The sequence below is a fragment of the Sinomonas humi genome (assembly GCF_000802235.1).
Classification (GTDB): Bacteria; Actinomycetota; Actinomycetes; order Actinomycetales; family Micrococcaceae; genus Sinomonas; species Sinomonas humi.
Genome location: NZ_JTDL01000003.1, coordinates 1 through 17,638 on the forward strand (window position 1 = coordinate 1; position 17,638 = coordinate 17,638).

Sequence of the window (17,638 nt, forward strand, 5' to 3'; positions counted from 1 at the left end):
GGGTGTGTTGCGAGGAGAGAAGGTTACGGCGGCCATAGCGTGGGGGAAACGCCCGGACCCATCCCGAACCCGGAAGCTAAGCCCCACAGCGCCGATGGTACTGCACCCGCCAGGGTGTGGGAGAGTAGGACACCGCCGGACAACACCACCACCCGAGGGCCCCACAACGACCGTGGGGCCCTCGAGCCGTTTAAACACCACCCCCACCAAGACCCCCAGCGCCGTCTTGCCCAGAGATCGAGCGGTAGGATCGCACGCGTGGACCCCCTCTTTTCGCACCGTCCCGAGTCAGACCAGCGTCCTACGGCCCAAGAAGCTCCTCCCCCGCGCGTCTATCGCTTCACGGTCCCCGTGCCGCGGGAGGTCGCCTACAGCGCCTTCACCGGCGACTTGCACCTCTGGTGGCCGTCCAACTACACGGGCTTCGGCGAGGGAACTCACCCGTACATTGAGGACGGAATCGTCGGTGAGGAGTCCGAGGCGGGGGACACCCAAGTGTGGGGCGAAGTGATCTCGGAGGCCCCGCCGTCGGCCATCGAACTGTCTTGGACGCTCGCGTGGCGAGCCGCGGCCCCCATGCGGGTACTCGTGGAGTTCGACGAAGCGGAGGGCGGCGCGTCCACGAACGTGACTTTCACCCATGATGGTTGGGCCGCGGGTTCTGAGGGCCGGGAGCAATACGAGAAGTACAGCGAGTGGCCCATTATCCTAGGCCGCTACGTCGCCTACTTCGGGGTGTCTCCGGAAGCCATCGAGACCGTGAGCTGAAGACCGCCGAGGGCGGCCCAAACCGGTTAGTCCGCTTGGACGGGGTCTTCGACGTCCACGTCGGCTTCGTCGTCGTCGAACTCGTCCTCGGCCTGCCGGGCGGCCTCGGCCTCGAGGATCTTGAGCGTCTGCGTGTCCGGGTTGAGCATGATCGCGGCCTCGTCCCGCCGGTGGCGGAGCACGGTGTCGATGTAGGACTGGAGGGTCTCCGCGAGCGGCACGTGCCGATCGAGCTTCTCCGACATGTACCACCGGTGCTCGAGCACCTGATGTACTACCTCGGCAGGCTCGAGCTTCCCGGAGAGCTCCTTCGGGATGGCCCGAACGATGGGCTCGAAGACCTGGCTCACCCACGCGTGCGCAGCGATCTCCTCGTCCTGGTCAGGAAAGTTGTCGGCGCGGAACGAGTCCATGTCGTTGAGCAGCCGGCGGGCCTGATTCTCCTGGGCGTCCAACCCGGTGAGGCGCAGGAGGCGCCTCTGGTGGTGACCGGCGTCGACCACTTTCGGCTGGAGCTGGATGGTGGAGCCGCCCGCCGTCGTCTTGATCGCGTACTCCTCGACGTCGAAGCCGAGTTCGTTGAGGCGCCGGATGCGGGCACTCACGCGCCAGCGCTCGCCCAGCTCGAAGGACTCCTTCTCGGTCAGCTCGGCCCAGAGATTGCGGTAGGAATCCATGATCCGCTCACTCGTCGCCACTGGATCCACCTCGGAGTCGATCAGCTCGCCCTCGAGCAGGTCCATGAGCTCGCCCGCGATGTTGACCCGGGCGATCTCGAGATCGTACTCGCGCTGGCCCGTCGAGAGGTCCGGGTACAGCTCGCCGGTCTCGGCGTCCACGAGATAGGCGGCGAAGGCTCCCGCGTCGCGCCGGAAGAGGGTATTGGAGAGCGAGACATCGCCCCAGTAGAAGCCGATGAGGTGAAGGCGCACGAGGAGCAGCGCCTGCGCGTCGATGAGGCGCGTGAGCGTGTCCTTGCGCAGCATCTGGGAGAAGAGCGCTCGATAGGGGAGCGAGAACTTCAGGTGCCGCGTTACGAGGACGGGGTCGAGCGGGCGGCCGTCCGGAGTCTGGCGATCGCGGATGACGGCGACCGGTTCCACACAGGGGACGTCGAGCCGCTGGAGACGGCGCAGCATGTGGTATTCGTGGCGGGCGATGTGCTCGCCCGTCTCCTTGACGGCGATGACCGAGCCGCCGAGCTTCGCGAAGCGCACGATGTGCCGCGAAATGCCGCGGGGGAGGGCGGCGAGGTACTCCTCGGGCCAGTCCTCGAGGGCTATGTGCCACGGGAGATCCAGGAGCTCTGGATCCGCCGCTGCGGCGGTGATGCTGAGGGAGCCCATGACGTTCGCAGGGGGCGGATCGTTGAGCGGTTGCTTGCGGGGGAGCTTGCCCAGCATGTCGTAGTCGGTCGGCTCGTCCTGCCAGTTGGCGCCGTTCATCATGCTCGTTTCCCGGGGAAATGGCTGTGCCCGCCGGAGAACCGGCGGGCACAGCACTGTGTCCTGATCAGACTAGCCGAGGCGCTCGCCCGACTTCGTATCAAACAGGTGGACGTGGCCCTGCTGCGGGCGGACCCACACGGTGTCGCCCTTCATCGGAGGGCGGCGGCCGTCCGTACGGGCAACGATGTCGTGCGACTGGCCGTTCACATTGGTGTGGCCGTAGATGTAGGCGTCGGCGCCGAGCTCCTCGACGACGTCGACCTCGACCGCGAGGCCGTCACCCTGGGTGGTGGACTCGAGGTCCTCCGGCCGAACTCCGAGAGTGACCGTGTTGCCCGTGGCGCCGGCGAGGACGTCGCGGGCAACCGGGTACACGGTGCCGCCGAACTGGACGCCGCCGTCGGCCTCGGGGAGCTCGAGGAGGTTCATCGCGGGCGAGCCGATGAAGCCGGCCACGAAGACGTTCTGGGGCTTGTCGTAGAGGTTGCGCGGGGTGTCGACCTGCTGCAGGAGGCCATCCTTGAGCACCGCGACGCGGTCGCCCATCGTCATGGCCTCGACCTGGTCGTGCGTGACGTAGACGGTCGTGACGCCGAGGCGGCGGGTGAGCGATGCGATCTGCGTGCGGGTCTGGACGCGGAGCTTGGCGTCGAGGTTCGAGAGCGGCTCGTCCATGAGGAAGACCTGCGGGTTGCGGACGATTGCGCGGCCCATCGCGACGCGCTGACGCTGGCCACCGGAGAGAGCCTTCGGCTTGCGGTCGAGGTACTGCTCGAGGTCGAGGAGCTTCGCAGCTTCGCGAACGCGCTGGGCGCGCTCCTCTTTCCCGACGCCCGCGATCTTGAGGGCGAAGCCCATGTTGTCCGCAACCGTCATGTGCGGGTACAGGGCGTAGTTCTGGAAGACCATCGCGATGTCGCGATCCTTCGGCGGGACGTCCGTGACGTCGCGGTCGCCGATCAGGATGCGGCCGGAGTTGACGTCCTCCAAGCCGGCCAGCATACGCAGCGAGGTGGACTTTCCGCAGCCCGAGGGGCCGACCAGAACGAGGAATTCGCCATCCGCGATCTGGATGTTGAGCTTGTCCACCGCGGGCTTATCGGTGCCCGGGTACAGGCGCGTTGCGTTGTCGAACGTCACTGTTGCCACAGTAATCTGTCCCTTCACCGGCAGGTACGTGCCGGACGATCCGTAGTGAATGGTTCGTGTTGTTCAGTTGTATGCCGTCAGGGGCTGCCCAAGCTGGCATCGCCGATTCTGGCATGGAGCGAGCCGAGGCGGTTAACCCCGGCCCACAAATGAGTATGGCATGTGTCACATATTGTTCCCAAGTGTGACGTCGCCCACAAGCGGTTCCGTGGCCGAATAGTTATGTGGCCTGCTCTGCGCGGCGCTCCGGACGGTGCGCGCCGCGCAGCAGCACGAGAAGGGCCATCGCTCCCGCGACGTCGGCCGGCTCCCGCACGCGGAAGGAGGCGGCAGTCTCGCCGTCGCCCACCTTGATCCCGACGTCGCCCTTCTCCAAGGCGAGGAAGCCGTCCTCGTCAGTGACGTCGTCGCCCGCGAAGAGGACCGCGTCCGCCTCGGTGACCTGGCGCAGGAAGGCGATGCCCTCGCCCTTCGTCGCGTGGACCACCGAGCCTTCGAGAACCCGCTTGCCCGTCTTGAGGTAGATATCGCCCCGCTCCGCCAAGCGCTCCCGAGCCGCTCCTACGGCAGCCTCGGCAACGTCGTCGTCCGCTTGGCGGGTATGGAGCACGCGCCCGGCCGGCTTCTCCTCGACCCACGTGCCGGGTGCGTGCGCAGCGACCTGGGCGAACGCGGCGTGCAATGCCTCGAGGGCGCGGCGCTGGTCTTCGTCGAGAGCCACCGGATGCTCCTGGCCGTCGAGGCGGACCTCCGCCCCATGGCTTCCGATGAGCAGCGTGCGCGGGTCCGGCGAAGCCACATCCGTCAGGCTCGCGAGCGACCTTCCCGAGACGTAAGCCGTCCAAGTCCCCGCGAGGCCCGCGAGCTCGCCCACCGCGGCCGCCGTCTCCGGGAGGGGCCGGGCCTGCTCGGCCCGCTCGACGATGGGCGCGACGACGCCGTCGAAGTCGAGCGCCACGAGAAGACGGTCGACGGCGGCGAGCCGCTCGAGCGCGCTGCGCAGCTCCGAAGGGACTGCTGGACTAGCCATGGGTGACCTCCGAGAGACGGTTGAGGAAGGCTGCCGACCACTCCTCGACGTTGTGGACAATGATCTGGCGCCGCATCGCCTTCATGCGGCGACTCGCCGCGCCCGGCGGCAAGTTGATGGCGGCGACCATCGCCTCCTTGAGCCCAGCGATGTCGTGCGGGTTGATGAGCAGCGCCTGCTTGAGCTGGTCCGCGGCGCCCGTGAATTCACTCAGGACGAGGGCACCGCTCCCGTCGTAGCGGGCGGCGACGTACTCCTTGGCGACGAGGTTCATCCCGTCACGCAGCGCCGTCACGAGCATGACGTCCGCCGCGAGGTAGAGAGCCACCATTTCTTCGACGGGGTAATTGTGGTGCAGGTAGCGGACGGCCGTGTGCTGGAGCGTGTCGAAGGCGCCGTTGATGCGGCCCACCGTTCCCTCGACTTCTTCGCGGAGGAGGCGGTACTGCTCGACGCGCTCCCGGCTCGGGCTCGCGACCTGAACGAGGGTCACCTCGCCGACCTTGACGCGTTCGTCGACGAGGAGTTCCTCGAAGGCCTTGAGCCGGTGCCGGATCCCCTTCGTGTAGTCGAGACGGTCGACGCCGAGCATGATCGTCTTCGGATCGCCCAGGTCATGGCGGATCTGCCGCGCGCGCTCTTGGATCTCCGGGTGGCGCGCGAGCTGGGAGATGCGGTCCGTGTCGATCGAGATCGGGAACGCTTCCGCGTGGACTGCACGCTCGCCCCTGCCGACGAGGAGATTCGTGCCCTTGCCGCCGGCCCCGCCGTAGCGGCGTGCTGCCCGGGCGAAGTTCAAAGCGTCGTTGGGGCGCTGGAAGCCGACGAGGTCAGCCCCGAGAAGACCCTCGAGGACCTGGCGACGCCACGGAAGCTGGGAGAAGATCTCAGGCGGCGGGAACGGAATGTGGTTGAAGAAGCCGATCCGCAGGTCGGGGCGGCGGGCGCGGAGGATCGCAGGGACGAGCTGGAGCTGGTAGTCCTGCACCCAGACGGTCGCGTGGTCGGCCGCCCGGGAGAGGACAGCGAGGGCGAATCGCTCGTTGATGCGGCGGTAGGCGTCCCACCACGTGCGGTGGAACTCCGGCGGCGCGATGACGTCGTGGTAGAGCGGCCACAGAGTCGCGTTGGAGAAGCCCTCGTAGTAGAGCTCGACCTCCGATGCCGACAGTCCCACGGGAACGAGGGCCATGCCGTCATGCTCGAAGGGCTCGATCTCCTCGTCGGGGGAACCAACCCAGCCGATCCACGCGCCGTCGGACTTTTCCATGATGGGGGCGAGCGCGGTGACAAGGCCGCCGGGGGAGCGCTTCCAGCCGTCGTCCGGGCTGTCGCCTGCCCGGTCCACGGGCAGGCGGTTGGCTACGACAAGGAAGTCGTAGGATCCTGCCGCCCTGCCGTCTTTGGCCGCCGTGTCTGGTGCTGTCCGTTCAGTGTCCTGAGCCACTCTCGCGCTACCTCGCATTCGCTGGAATCTCTCTTTACCCTACCGGGGAGCGGTGCGGCGATGATCACAGGGCGATCAAGGAACCGTGCGGAGCGGTCGGTCGTTGCGCGGATTAAGTGCTTCTGCCGGGATGCGTTATGCCTGCTGGAATACACTGTCCCCGACGCCGACCGGGCGCGCTGATGCGTGCCGCGACCTGACACGAGGAACAATGAGCCCGTCCAATCAACCACGCCCCACGAAAGCGGAGCGGACCGCCGCCGCACGCGAGAAGGCCCGCCAGATCCGCGAGGCGCAGCAGAAGAAGGAGAAGCGGAACCGGCTTCTCGTACGGTGGGGCGTCGTGGTGGCGCTCGTTGCGGTCATCGCCATCATCGCGATCGTCGTCTCCTCGTCGATGCAGCAGAACGCACCCATCGCGAACAGCGGCCCCAGCCCCGCGAACATGAACTCCAACGGGGGCATCACGCTCGGCAAGGGCAGCGCAGTGACTGCCGAGCCGGCGTCGACCGTCAATGCTTCCACCATCCCCACACCGACAGCCCAACCCTCCCAAGGCCAGCAGGCCGATGCGAAGGGCGTCGAGGCGGCACCCAAGGGCCAGCCGGCCAAGGTCGTGGTCTACGTGGACTTCATCTGCCCCGTGTGCGGCAACTTCGAGAAGACGTATGGCGACAAGCTCACCCAGCTGCGGAACTCCGGGCAGATCACGCTCGAGTACAGGCCGATCGCCTTCCTCGACCAGAACTCGACGACCAACTACTCGTCGCGTGCCGCCGCCGCCGCAGCCTGCGTGGCGAACCAGTACCCCGACAAGTACGCCGACTTCTTCTCCCAGCTCTACGCCCAACAGCCGGCCGAAGGCTCGGCTGGCCTCTCCGATCAGCAGCTGAAGGACATAGCGTCCAAACTCGGGGCGAACATCTCCCAATGCGTCGACAACAAGACCTATAGACCGTGGGTCAAGTACACGACGGCGCTCGCCGCATCCTACGGCGTCACCGGGACGCCGACCGCGTTCGTCGACGGCAAGCAGTGGGGCATCGGGGACTCGGCGAACCAGGCGTTCGACGCGTTCCTCCAAGCGGATCTCGACGCGCGGGCGAAGGCGTAGCCCTTCCTGCTCGCCCGAGCTGACGTACGACGACGGCCCGGTCCCCTTGGTGGGGCCGGGCCGTTTTGCTTTGCTACCCTTGTGGGGTGCGCCCTCGCTGGGCGGCGCGCCTCCTTAGCTCAGTTGGCCAGAGCATCTGTCTTGTAAACAGAGGGTCGCCGGTTCGAATCCGGCAGGGGGCTCATTCGAGAAGGGCGTGATGACGCGCTTTTCGTGTCTTTGGGGAACACCCGCCCGCGATGTTTCATGGACATGTGAGCGCATTGTGGGGTGGGCAGGTGGAGCGGGCTTCGTCCGGAACTGACCATCTCCCCAGTCCCTGCCGCAGCAGGAGAGGGGCGCCTGAACCAAGAGTGGTACCATAATGAAGTACCACTCCCTCGTCTGAAGAGGTCAGGTCATGTCTATCAGCGCCAGTGAAGCCCGCAAGACGCTGTTCCCGCTCATCGAGCGCGTGAACGAAGACCATGAAGCCATTGAGATCGTCTCCCGCAAGGGCAACGCAGTTCTAATGCCGGCCGACGAGTATGCGGCATGGCAGGAGACCGCATACCTCTTCCGCTCGCCGGCCAACGCCCGCAGGCTGCTCGACGCCTACGAGCGCGCCCGCGCTGGGAAGACCCAAGTCCACGACCTCGACCGGTCGGGCGAGGCCGACTGAGTGCGCCTTGTCTGGGACGAGTCCGCGTGGGAGGACTACACCTACTGGCAAGGCTCGGACCGCAAGGTCCTGAAGCGGATCAACACGCTCATCGACGCTTGCCTCCGCGACCCCATCTCCGGCATCGGGAAGCCTGAACAGCTCAAGTACGGAGCACAGGGCTCATGGTCGCGGCGTATCACCGACGAGCACCGGCTCGTCTACCTCGTCGATGGCGACGACCTCGTGATCCTGCAGGCCCGCTACCACTACTGATCACGAACCGGCGCCCGAGCTTTTTCGGGTGTCTCACGGGGTATACCTTGGCGAGGAACCGTCCGAAGTCCTCTTCACAGACCGTATAAGGCCCCAAAGTATCTCACCGACCCTGTCTCGCCATGCGGGTCTCACAATCCCTTGAGGCTCGGTAAGACGAATCCCGTCGGACCCCCTCCTAGTATCTGCGCCATGGGACTCCTCCTCGGATACGCACGCGTCAGCACTACAGATCAAGGCGGGCAGGCGCAGTTCGATGCCCTCCGCGAGGCCGGCGTGCCGGAGGAGCAGATCTACTTCGACCAGCTCTCCGGGGCCAAGGCGGCCAGGGAACGGCCCGGGCTGAGCGCGCTGTTGGCCTACGCCCGCCGGGACGACACCGTGCTGGTGTACCGCATCGACCGGCTGGGCCGGTCACTGATTGACGTCCTCAACACGGTCGCCGAGATGCAGAAGCGCGGCACCGGGCTCCGCTCCCTGGTGGACGGCATCGACCCCTCCACGCCGACGGGCAGGCAAGGTGAAGCCCGGCCCATGAGGGAGTGACGATCGCGTCGCGACGACACCTTCCCGAGCTCGCGTTTAGGAGGCCCCGATCCTCTGCTCGATCTGGGCTGCTGCGGCCCTGTTCCGCGAGTACGCGATACCGTAACGGATGCAGTTGATGGCCCCGAATACGATCGCGCCCCACCAGACGACGTATCGCCCACCTGGGGCAGCTGACTCGTAGGTGAGGATGCTGATGAACAGCCCGACGACGCAGATGCCCGCGTGGACCGATGCCCAGATGGCGCACCTCCTCGTCGCCTGCTGCACCCGCAGGAGCGACCTGTACGCCTCGGACTTGGCCGTCGGCGCGAAGAGCGGCGGCGCAACGGGGGCTGCCGGGGTAGCCGACTGGGCTCTGGCCACCGGGGGAGTGCCCGGCATGGGTGCAGTGCAGGCTTCCAGCACCCCTTCGATCCGGTGCCGGGCCGATGCCGCAAAGCCGTCGTGAAGGGCCCTCATCATCGTCAGCTGCTCGATGGCCATCTGATGGGCGCTGCCCTGGGGCTGGGACTGGGCCCACACCTCGGTCTCTCGGAGCAGGTCGTCGAACACCCAGGCGCGGGCCTGCTCGATCGCTCGGTCCACCATGGCCGGTTCTTCCCGGAAGACAGTAATGGGAGCCTGCCTGATCTGCCCGGCGTACCCAGCGATCTGCTTCGCGATCGTGTCCGCGGCGCCCTGGGCGATCTCGGCGACGTCGTCTTTCTTGACGTAGGCGGGACGTGCGAACGACGCTGGCCGGCTGATGTCGGCTGGCCGCATCCGAAGATTCTCTTCGATACCGAACCGCCAGCCGGGAGGAGGAGTGGGCCAGGACGGGTCAGGCTTCCAGCCGGGCTGGGGGCTCCAGTCATCTGTGGGATTGGGCCATCCAGGCGGAGCGTTGAAGACCTGCATGGCGGATTCCCCCGATTCTCTTGTGGCGACTGTGCCAAGCAGATTCAACCATCGTTTGGCTGGGCCGGCCATATGCCTCATTGGACGGCGGGGCGTCCGGGCATGACGGCGACCGTCGAGAGGCCCGCCTTGCCCATCCCGACCAGCGTGGTCCCGACCCCGAGGTTATTCCAGGCTGGTACTGGGGGTCGGTCTTCTCGCGGGCGTCTTGACCGTCATCCTGGTCTGGCCGTAGACGACGCTCATCGGTAGGCTCCGGTCATTCAGGCTACTGCGGCTCCGCGGACGGATTTGGGGGACTTCATGAGCAGGATGATTCTGAGCACCGACCTGTTCGACCTGCTCGCCACAGCAGCGCGCAGGATCCGCAACGGGAAGATGCCAGACGGATTCTTCGACGATGACGCCCTCGCGGTCGAGTCGATCGCGACAGAGCTGTTCGAGCTGAACTACGCGGCGGTCGACGACTACTACGGGGAGGAGACCGACAGGCCAGAGTACAGGTTCCGCAGTTGAGCTCGTGGAGGCGCTTCTCCGCCCAGAATCGCACCGCCTTCACCACGGCCCAGGGCAGGCTGGCTGCCTGGTAGATCTGGACGAGATGCCGCGCCTTGAGGGGCCCCTCCAAGATCTCCTCGACGGGGCCCGTCTTAAGAGGCGGTCTTAAGAGAACGTCCTTTGACGTGTGGAGATGAGGATTTCTGCGGTTCTCAGGGGTTGTCACCCTGCTCCGGCCCCCATCGTCCTTCAGCCGGCCGCCCTGGCTCAGTTTTACGCGCCGTGCGAGGCCTCTCAATCCCGAGGCCTGAGTCCCTCGACGAGGCGTTCGAATGCCTTCAGGCTTGCGGCGCCGAGGCGTGGGGACTCCGCGGCACGGATGCCGATCATTCGCACCGCCCCTATGAGCAGGTGGGCTGTCTCGTCGATGTCGATGTCGATGAGCTCGCCGAGGTTCACTGCGTCGGCGAGCTCTGAAGCGAAGTCGTCATGGGAGGCGCGGGAGCCGGCGCCGCTGACGGCAGCGACACTGGAGAACTGGTATGCCGCCACGTTGTAGAACCGTCCGAGCGGTCCACTTTCGGCGATGTCCACCATGGCCCGCCCGTGCGCGACTATCCGCTCCTGCCAGGAAAGGGCGCCGGCCTGCAGTGCACGGACACGTTCGACGAACCTCAGCCCTGCTCGCTCGTAGGCCTTCGACACGAGCTCGTCGACCCCGCCAGGGAAGTGGGCGTAGAGGGTGGCGCGGGACACCCCTGCCTCGGAAGCGATCTGTTCGATGAGCGGCCCGTCGGAGCCGGCGTATGCGATCACAGAAACCACTGCGTCGAGGATGTCCCGTTGGGTCCGTACGCGCTGTCTCGCCCTTAGGGAGGTTGTCTGTCCCGCCATTCAGCCCAGCTTACCCGCGCCCTCTGACTTTCGTTCAAAAAGTCCAAATGCCTAATCTGGAGATTGCTCTTCACATTACCGGTATGATTGCTGTACTGTCAGTTCAACATTTCTTCAATGGTGAGGAGAGTCATTTTGGCTGACAATGACCGTGGCCATGCTGTGCTGGCCCGCAATTCCCTCGGCGTGGCGGGGGTAGTGTTCCTCGTACTCGCTGCCGTTGCCCCCCTGACGGGAATCGTCGTCATCGCGGCGATCGGCATCGCTCTCGGCAACGGGGCCGGGATGGTGGGGGCCTTCATGATCGTGACCGTGGCGCTGCTGCTCTTCGCCGTGGGGTACGCGCGGATGTCGCGGGAGGTGGTGAGCGCGGGGGGCTTCTACGCCTACACCGTCAAAGGCCTCGGGCGCCCCGCCGGTGTCGCGGCGGGGTACGTGGCCCTGCTCGGCTACAACTTCTTCGTTGCGGGCGCGGTGGGGACCAGCGGCTTCTTCATGCAGTCGATCATCGCCTCGCTTACCGGCTGGAACGTGCACTGGTTTGTCTGGAGCCTGGTCTCGGCGGCCGCCGCCTTCCTCCTGAGCCGCCAGGGGATCGACTTCAGCGCGAAGGTGCTTGGCGTGTCGCTGATCCTGGAGGTCTCCATCCTGCTCGTCTTCGACTTCTCCGTCCTGTCCAGCACCGGCTTCAGCTTCGACGTGTTCTCACCGTCCACGGTGTTCTCGGGCGCGGTCGGGGTGGCGCTGCTCTTCGCCGCGAACGCCTTCGTCGGCTTTGAGGCCACAGGGCTCTTCAGCGAGGAGGCCCGCAATCCGCTCAAGACCATCCCGAGGGCCACCTACACCGCGATCGTCTTCATCGGCGCCTTTGCGGCCTTCACGACCTGGGCGATCGTGAGCGCGACAGGGACTGCGCAGGCTCAGGCGACGGCTGTAGACCACCTTGCCAGCGGAGACCTCGTGTTCTCGCTCTCGCAGCACTACCTTGGGCCCGTGTTGACCGATGCGATGATGGTCCTGCTCCTCATCAGCCTCTTCGCGGCGCTGATGGCCCTGCACAACTCCGCCACGCGGTACCTCTTCTCCCTTGGCCGGGCGCGGATCCTGCCGAGGCGGCTGAGCGCAACCCGGGCGAACGGGGTGCCCCAATTCGCCTCGGCAGTCCAGCTGATCTTCGCCACCGTCGTGGCCGGGTCCTTCGCGGCCGCTGGCCTGGATCCGATCGCGTCCCTCATCCCGAGCATGACCGGCTTCGGCACGCTGGCGATCCTCGCCCTGCAGATGCTGGCGGCGCTGGCCATCGTCGTCTTCTTCCGGCGCAGGAAGGACCCACGGGTCCTCTCGACTCTCGTCGCGCCAGGGCTCGGCCTGGCAGGGCTTACGCTGATCGTGATCCTGGCGGTCGTGAACTTCCCCGTCCTGGCCGGTTCGGACGCCCCGGTGATTGCCCTGCTCCCCGCGCTGCTCCCGCTCGCCGTCGTCGGGGGCGTCGTCGCGGCAGCGGCGCTGAAGAGGCGGAACCCGGCAGCATATGCGGGACTCTCCGCCGACATCGAGGGGCGCTCGGCGGCCGGTACCGCCGAGCCGGAAGCCGGGCATGCGACCGAGGCAGCAGAGGTGAGCGAGTGATCACGGCAGGCACCAACCAGATCGACCTTCTGGTGCAGCAGGCGATAGCCGAGTTCGGCTGCCCGCCGGATTCCCGCGTCGCCTTCGTCAAGCACAGGGAGAACCACGTGTTCCGGGTGGCGAACGACGACGGCGAGTGGGCGCTGAAGCTCCACCGCCGCGGGTACCGCTCCGACCGTGAGATCGAGTCGGAAGCGGCGGCCTGCGAACTGATCGGATCGGCCGGGGTCCGGGTGCCGCATCCCCTGCGCACCCTCGGCGGTTCCTACGTCGCCAGTGTCGGCTCAGGCGAAGGGATGCACCAGGCGACCATGCAGGTCTGGGTTCCCAACGCCAGCCCGATCGGCGACTCCGCCGCCATCCTGGCCGGCGGCCCCCGGCCGGCTGACGAGACCCTCTTCGACCTTGGACGCACCATGGCGCTCATGCACCGCTGCGCCGAGCAGGCGCAGACCCCGCCGGACTACGAACGGCCCGCCTGGGATGCCGAGGGCCTCGTCGGCGCGGCCCCGCTGTGGGGGAGGGCGAGCGAGCTCCCTGCGCTCGATGTACGGACCCGGTCCCTGGTCCTCGAGCTCGAGCAGCGCCTCAGGCTCGAACTCGGGGCCCTCAGGAAGTCAGCGCGGACGTACGGGCCCATCCACGGCGACGTCACCATGGAGAACGTGCTGCGCGACGAGGACGGGTTGGTCGTCATCGACTTCGACGACATGGGCGACGGCTGGTACGTCTTCGACGTAGCAACCGCCTGCTTCTTCTTCACTGGGCACCCCGAGGCGGAGCGGATGATCGAGCGCACGATGGAGGGATACGCCGTCGAACGGGTCCTGACGCCCGAGGACGCCAGAGCCTGGCACCCTCTGCTCCTCGCCCGCGCCCTCACCTACCTCGGATGGTCGGTCGCCAGACCGACGGAGGAAGCCACCGCCTTCCACATCGCCGAGGTCCTGCCGCGCGTGGCGGCTGCTGGACGGCGATACCTCGACACCGGCCGCACCGGGTGGCCTGACCTTCCCGTCGGCTGAGGCCCGAACCCCCAATCCACCACAGAAAGAGGAACCATGGCAGACCTCCTCCAGCGTCGGTACTCAACGCTCGGCCCCTACAGCCCGCTCTTCTACTCCCAGCCGATCGAGTTCGTCCGCGCGGAACGCGTCTGGCTCACGGCCCGCGACGGCCAGCGCTACCTGGACGGCTACAACAACGTCCCCCATGTCGGCCACTCCCATCCCCGCGTCGTCGAGGCGATCGCGAAGCAGGCCGCAACCTTGAACATCCACACCCGCTACCTCAACGACAGGGTGGTCGACTACGCCGAGAACCTCCTCGCGACCCTCGACCGGCCGCTCGACAGGATCATCTTCACCAACAGCGGCTCCGAATCGAATGACCTCGCCCTCCGCATCGCCAACCAGCACTCGGGCAGCCGCGGGCTGCTGATCTCCGACTTCAGCTACCACGGCCACACCCAGGCCCTCGCAGTGGCCACGACCGGCCTTGTCGCCCATGAAGGGCTCGGAGCACATGTCCGTCCCATCCGGATCCCCGACATGGACGGACCCGATGCGGGCCGTGAGGAGTCAGAGGTGCTCAAATCGAGCCTGGCCGAGGTCGACGGCGCGATCAGCTCCCTCCAGGAAGCCGGCCACGGGGTCGCCGCGGTCCTGTTCGACTCGCTGTTCTCCACGGAAGGCCTCAACCGAGTGCCCGAGGGATACGTCTCAGGACTGGCCGAGCGCGTGCGTCAAGCCGGCGGGCTCGTGATCGGGGACGAAGTGCAGTCCGGCTTCGGCCGGACAGGACGTTCGTTCTGGGGCCACCAGAACCACGGCATCATCCCGGACCTGGTCACCATGGGCAAGCCCATGGGCAACGGCCACCCCATCGGCGCGGTCGCGCTCTCGGCGCCGCTGCTGGACGAGTTCGGGCCGCGGAACATGTACTTCAACACCTTCGGCGGCAACCCGGTCTCCGCCGCAGCCGGCCAGGCCGTCCTCGACGTCCTTGCCGAAGAGCGCCTGATCGAGGGGGCAGTCGCGGGAGGGGCGGCCATCCAGACCGCCCTCCGGGAACTGCGCCGAGACTACCCCTGGATAGGGCCCGCGAAGGGCGCTGGCCTCTTCTTTGGCTTCGAGGTGCTGGACCGGCCGGCGACAGAAGCCGGGGCGGCTCCCGATCCTGCCCGGACGAAGGAGATCGTCGAGGCCATGCGGGCACGCAACGTGCTCATCAGCAGGATCGGCCGCAACGACAACGTGCTCAAGATGCGCCCGCCCCTGGCGATCCGTCCCGACGAGCTGGCCATGATCATCGACACCCTCGCAGACGTCCTCGCCGCGGCGGACACGCTGGCACGGCGATGAGGGGCCCGGGGCACCAGACCGGGGCGTCGGGGCCGGCAGCCACGGCAAGGGCAGTGCTCATTACCGGCGGCGGCACCGGGATCGGCGCCGCCGTAGCGGAGCGCTTCGCCGCCGACGGCGCCCGGGTCGCCGTCGCCGGCCGACGTCCCGGACCCCTCAAGGAGGTCGCCGCCTCCGTCGGCGGCATCGCCGTCGAACTCGACGCCGCAGACGCCAACTCCGTCCGGGACGGCCTGGCCGCCGTCCTCACGGAATTCGGCAGGCTCGACGTCCTGGTGGCCAATGCCGGCGGCCACGGCTTCGCCTCGGTCACCGAGACCGACGACGCCGCGTGGGACGCAGCCCTGCGCGCCAACCTGACGACCGCCTTCACCACTGCCCGCGAGTGCCTCCCCTCCCTGATCGAGACCAGGGGACAGATCGTGGTGATCTCCTCGCTCGCCGGCCTCCGGGCAGGCCCTTCCGTGGCCGGCTACACAGTGGGCAAGCACGCGCTCATCGGACTCACCCGAACCCTGGCACGGGACTACGGAAAGCACGGGGTGCGCGTCAACGCACTCTGCCCGGGATGGGTGACCACTCCCATGGCGGACGCGGAGATGGACGAATTCGCCCAGCATGCCGGACTGGACGGCCGCGAGGCAGCCTACGCCGCGGTCACCGCCGACGTCCCCCTCGGAAGGCCCGCCCGGCCCTCCGAGATCGCCGCCATCGTCAGCTTCCTCGGCTCGGCCGAATCGTCCTACATGACCGGCGCGGTCCTGGTCGCCGACGGAGGGGCCCACATAGTCGACCTGCCCACCCTCGCCTTCGGCCATGCAGGGATGTGAACCTCCGGCGCGGGCACAGCGGATTCGACGTTGTCGCACCAGACCTGCCCTCGCACCGCCTCAACGCGGGCCTGCTGGAGGACGCCGAGGAAGTGAAGTCGGCGATCCGGGGCTGCGCCGGCCCGGTCGTCGTCGCCGGATGGTCCTACGGCGGTGATGTCATTGGGCTCGCCGCCGCGGGGGAGGAGAACGTGGTCCGGCTCGTGTACGTATCGTCCATCCCCCAGCCCGTCCAGGAAGACCCGCGCGACGGGGACATTTTTGCCGCGTCACTGTCCTGCTCGGGGATCGGGACGAGCTGATTGGTGACGACAGGCGAGCGTGGGCGAAGCGGAACATCAGGGACGTGCGCGACATCGATGATGACCATTTCCTGATCTTCAACAGTCCGGAAACTGTGGCGGACGCCATCATGGAGGTCGAGCTATAGCCCAGTCCACTGGGGCAGGGGGGCCCACAACGGATTCTCTCTGTCGGGACTTATGGCCCTTGGGCCTACGTTGCCCAGCCTGCTACCTTCGCTGCAAGCACGCCTCAGGGGTGGCCAGCGGAAGGATTCCTTCTTCAAGAGCTCGGGGCACTCTCAGCCCCAGAAAACCTTGCCAGATGACAGGACGAGCCTGATCTCTATGGGAAGGAGGCGGGAAGCTCATGCGGCAGTTTCCACGCCTCGTAGCTGCGGCAATCCTCGCCTTGGCCTTGTCCGGCTGCCAGCCCTCGTCTCCGACCACCACCCGTTCCCCGGAGACGGGAACGGGTGGGACTTCGGCCTCACAGGAGACCTCCGCGGGGCCTTACGGCCTAGCCCACGTGTTCGTGATCAACCTCGAGAACAAGAGCTACCTTAGGACCTGGGGTCCCACCTCGGTTGCCACCTACCTGTCCAAGACGCTTCGCGACCAAGGCGTCCTGCTCTCCCAGTTCTACAGCATCGCGCACCACTCCACCCCGAACTACCTCGCCCAGATCTCCGGGCAGGCCCCCAACCCCATCACCTCGAACGACTGCCCCACCTACACCCCGTTCGAGCCGGCGGGGACCGCCGCGCCCGGTCAGCTGCAGGGAGGCGGCTGCGTGTACCCGGCCTCGGTTCCCACGGTCGCAGGCCAGCTCAACGCCGTCGGGAAGACCTGGAAGGCCTACATGGAAGACATGCAGACACCCTGCGAGCACCCGCCGTTGTGGGCGAAGGACGACCACCACGCAGCTGATCTGGGCAACCAGTACGCGACCGACCACAACCCGTTCGTGTACTTCGAGTCGATCACCTCGTCCCCCCAGTGCCAGGCCGACGACGTCCCCTTCACCCAGCTCGCCGAAGACCTCAAGTCGGTCGGCACGACCCCGAACCTGTCCTACATCTCTCCAAACCTGTGCGACGACGGCCACGACAACCCGTGCGTCGACGGCCGCCCCGGCGGACTCGAGAGCGCTGACGCCTGGCTCCGCCAGCAGGTCCCGGCCATCCTCGCCTCCCCGGCCTACCGGCAGGACGGCGTCCTCGTCATCACCTTCGACGAAGCCGACGGCACCAGCGCCGGACCAGCCGGGCTCCTCCCCGGCGGCACGGCAGGCGGAAGGATCGGAGCCCTCGTGCTCTCGCCCTCCGTCAAGGGCGGAACGACCTCGGACACGCCCTACAACCATTACAGCCTGCTGGCCACCATCGAGGATGTCTTCTCACTGCCCCGTCTCGGCTACGCTGGCGCCCCCGGGCTCAGACCCTTCGGAACCGATGTGTTCAACAACGAGCCCTGACCCCTTCCCCTGAGCGCAACGTCTCGCCGGGATCAGGTCGACGGACCGTTCCCCGGGCGGCACCCAGCCTTCACGGCTCACCACACGCTCGGAGGCTCTTGTTCCCCCAACCCCTGGCACCGGTCGGGACTGTAAGAAAAACGGTGTGAACGGCGTGGCCTGACCGAAAGGAAGGGCAATGACCGAGACCACCGACATGATCGATCCCGTGACGGGAGAGATCATCGATCAAAAGGAGCTCGCTGAGTCTTTGCTGGAGCAGGCGCGCGAGCAGGGCGTGAGCCTGGTGGGCCCGGGCGGGCTGCTGGCCGGGTTGACCAAGAGCGTGCTGGAGACCGCGCTCGAAGC

General features: G+C 67.0%; 18 protein-coding genes, 1 tRNA gene, 1 rRNA gene and 1 pseudogene. 15 read left to right on the plus strand and 6 right to left on the minus strand.

Translation table 11 applies throughout. The annotated features are described in order from the left end of the window. Positions 1–24 precede the first annotated feature (24 nt). A 5S ribosomal RNA gene (gene rrf, locus LK10_RS00535) occupies positions 25–141 on the plus strand. A 117-nt stretch (positions 142–258) separates the two neighbouring features. Beyond that, entirely contained in the window at positions 259–768 is a 510-nt protein-coding gene (locus LK10_RS20660) for an SRPBCC domain-containing protein (protein WP_052206792.1), read from the plus strand. Positions 769–794: 26 nt separating this feature from the next. Here the strand turns inward: LK10_RS20660 and LK10_RS00545 are convergent, their stop codons facing one another. From LK10_RS00545 to LK10_RS00560, 4 genes are all read right to left on the minus strand, one after another. Then, a complete protein-coding gene (locus LK10_RS00545) occupies positions 795–2,216 on the minus strand; it encodes a DUF4032 domain-containing protein (protein WP_043119300.1) in 1,422 nt (473 codons plus the stop codon). Positions 2,217–2,285: 69 nt separating this feature from the next. Beyond that, on the minus strand, positions 2,286–3,365 hold the full coding sequence (locus tag LK10_RS00550; protein WP_043119301.1) for an ABC transporter ATP-binding protein: 1,080 nt from the start codon (positions 3,363–3,365) through the stop codon (positions 2,286–2,288). A 220-nt stretch (positions 3,366–3,585) separates the two neighbouring features. Further along, positions 3,586–4,395, minus strand: a complete 810-nt coding sequence (gene otsB, locus LK10_RS00555) for a trehalose-phosphatase (RefSeq protein WP_052206793.1) — start codon at positions 4,393–4,395, stop codon at positions 3,586–3,588. After that, the gene (locus LK10_RS00560; protein WP_043119302.1) at positions 4,388–5,860 is read right to left on the minus strand and encodes an alpha,alpha-trehalose-phosphate synthase (UDP-forming); all 1,473 of its coding nucleotides are present in this window, start codon (positions 5,858–5,860) and stop codon (positions 4,388–4,390) included. The genes otsB and LK10_RS00560 overlap by 8 nt, the downstream gene beginning before the upstream one ends. A 193-nt stretch (positions 5,861–6,053) precedes the next feature. On the opposite strand from LK10_RS00560, the gene LK10_RS00565 reads away from it, so the two are divergent. The 5 genes from LK10_RS00565 to LK10_RS00585 all read left to right on the plus strand — a co-directional run bounded on the left by LK10_RS00565 (position 6,054) and on the right by LK10_RS00585 (position 8,418). After that, complete coding sequence (locus tag LK10_RS00565) at positions 6,054–6,956, plus strand: DsbA family protein (protein ID WP_043119303.1); 903 nt, start codon at positions 6,054–6,056, stop codon at positions 6,954–6,956. A gap of 108 nt (positions 6,957–7,064) precedes the next feature. Continuing rightward, positions 7,065–7,138: transfer RNA gene (locus LK10_RS00570), tRNA-Thr, on the plus strand. 218 nt (positions 7,139–7,356) lie between these two features. After that, positions 7,357–7,617 carry a type II toxin-antitoxin system Phd/YefM family antitoxin gene (locus tag LK10_RS00575; RefSeq protein WP_043119304.1) on the plus strand — a complete coding sequence of 87 codons (261 nt, stop codon included), beginning with the start codon at positions 7,357–7,359 and terminating at the stop codon, positions 7,615–7,617. Then, positions 7,618–7,872: a Txe/YoeB family addiction module toxin gene (locus LK10_RS00580; RefSeq protein WP_043119305.1), complete on the plus strand. Its 255-nt coding sequence runs from the start codon at positions 7,618–7,620 to the stop codon at positions 7,870–7,872. Positions 7,873–8,064: 192 nt separating this feature from the next. After that, positions 8,065–8,418, plus strand: coding sequence for a recombinase family protein (locus LK10_RS00585; RefSeq protein ID WP_052206794.1), 354 nt, complete (start codon positions 8,065–8,067; stop codon positions 8,416–8,418). A 36-nt stretch (positions 8,419–8,454) separates the two neighbouring features. Here LK10_RS00585 and LK10_RS00590 read toward each other — a convergent pair whose 3' ends face one another. After that, the gene (locus tag LK10_RS00590) at positions 8,455–9,183 is read right to left on the minus strand and encodes a hypothetical protein (protein WP_043119307.1); all 729 of its coding nucleotides are present in this window, start codon (positions 9,181–9,183) and stop codon (positions 8,455–8,457) included. Between the two features lie 438 nt (positions 9,184–9,621). Here LK10_RS00590 and LK10_RS00595 point away from each other — a divergent pair, with 438 nt between their 5' ends. Beyond that, entirely contained in the window at positions 9,622–9,834 is a 213-nt protein-coding gene (locus LK10_RS00595) for a hypothetical protein (protein WP_043119309.1), read from the plus strand. Between the two features lie 276 nt (positions 9,835–10,110). Here the strand turns inward: LK10_RS00595 and LK10_RS00600 are convergent, their stop codons facing one another. Then, positions 10,111–10,641: a TetR/AcrR family transcriptional regulator gene (locus LK10_RS00600; protein WP_052206795.1), complete on the minus strand. Its 531-nt coding sequence runs from the start codon at positions 10,639–10,641 to the stop codon at positions 10,111–10,113. Positions 10,642–10,845: 204 nt separating this feature from the next. On the opposite strand from LK10_RS00600, the gene LK10_RS00605 reads away from it, so the two are divergent. The 7 genes and pseudogenes from LK10_RS00605 to LK10_RS23100 all read left to right on the plus strand — a co-directional run. Then, positions 10,846–12,339, plus strand: coding sequence for an APC family permease (locus LK10_RS00605; protein ID WP_231567534.1), 1,494 nt, complete (start codon positions 10,846–10,848; stop codon positions 12,337–12,339). Beyond that, positions 12,336–13,364, plus strand: coding sequence for a phosphotransferase enzyme family protein (locus tag LK10_RS00610; protein WP_043119310.1), 1,029 nt, complete (start codon positions 12,336–12,338; stop codon positions 13,362–13,364). Before LK10_RS00605 ends, LK10_RS00610 begins: the two co-directional genes overlap by 4 nt. Positions 13,365–13,400: 36 nt before the next feature. Then, positions 13,401–14,702: an aspartate aminotransferase family protein gene (locus tag LK10_RS00615; RefSeq protein WP_043119312.1), complete on the plus strand. Its 1,302-nt coding sequence runs from the start codon at positions 13,401–13,403 to the stop codon at positions 14,700–14,702. Continuing rightward, positions 14,699–15,532 (plus strand): SDR family NAD(P)-dependent oxidoreductase, encoded by an 834-nt coding sequence (locus tag LK10_RS00620; RefSeq protein ID WP_043119314.1) that lies wholly within the window; start codon positions 14,699–14,701, stop codon positions 15,530–15,532. Before LK10_RS00615 ends, LK10_RS00620 begins: the two co-directional genes overlap by 4 nt. After that, positions 15,529–15,834 (plus strand): alpha/beta fold hydrolase, encoded by a 306-nt coding sequence (locus LK10_RS00625; RefSeq protein ID WP_043119315.1) that lies wholly within the window; start codon positions 15,529–15,531, stop codon positions 15,832–15,834. Before LK10_RS00620 ends, LK10_RS00625 begins: the two co-directional genes overlap by 4 nt. A gap of 349 nt (positions 15,835–16,183) precedes the next feature. Then, positions 16,184–17,290: an alkaline phosphatase family protein gene (locus tag LK10_RS00630; RefSeq protein WP_081998176.1), complete on the plus strand. Its 1,107-nt coding sequence runs from the start codon at positions 16,184–16,186 to the stop codon at positions 17,288–17,290. Positions 17,291–17,486: 196 nt separating this feature from the next. Beyond that, positions 17,487–17,638 (plus strand): annotated as a pseudogene (locus tag LK10_RS23100) (IS256 family transposase); the annotation flags it as partial.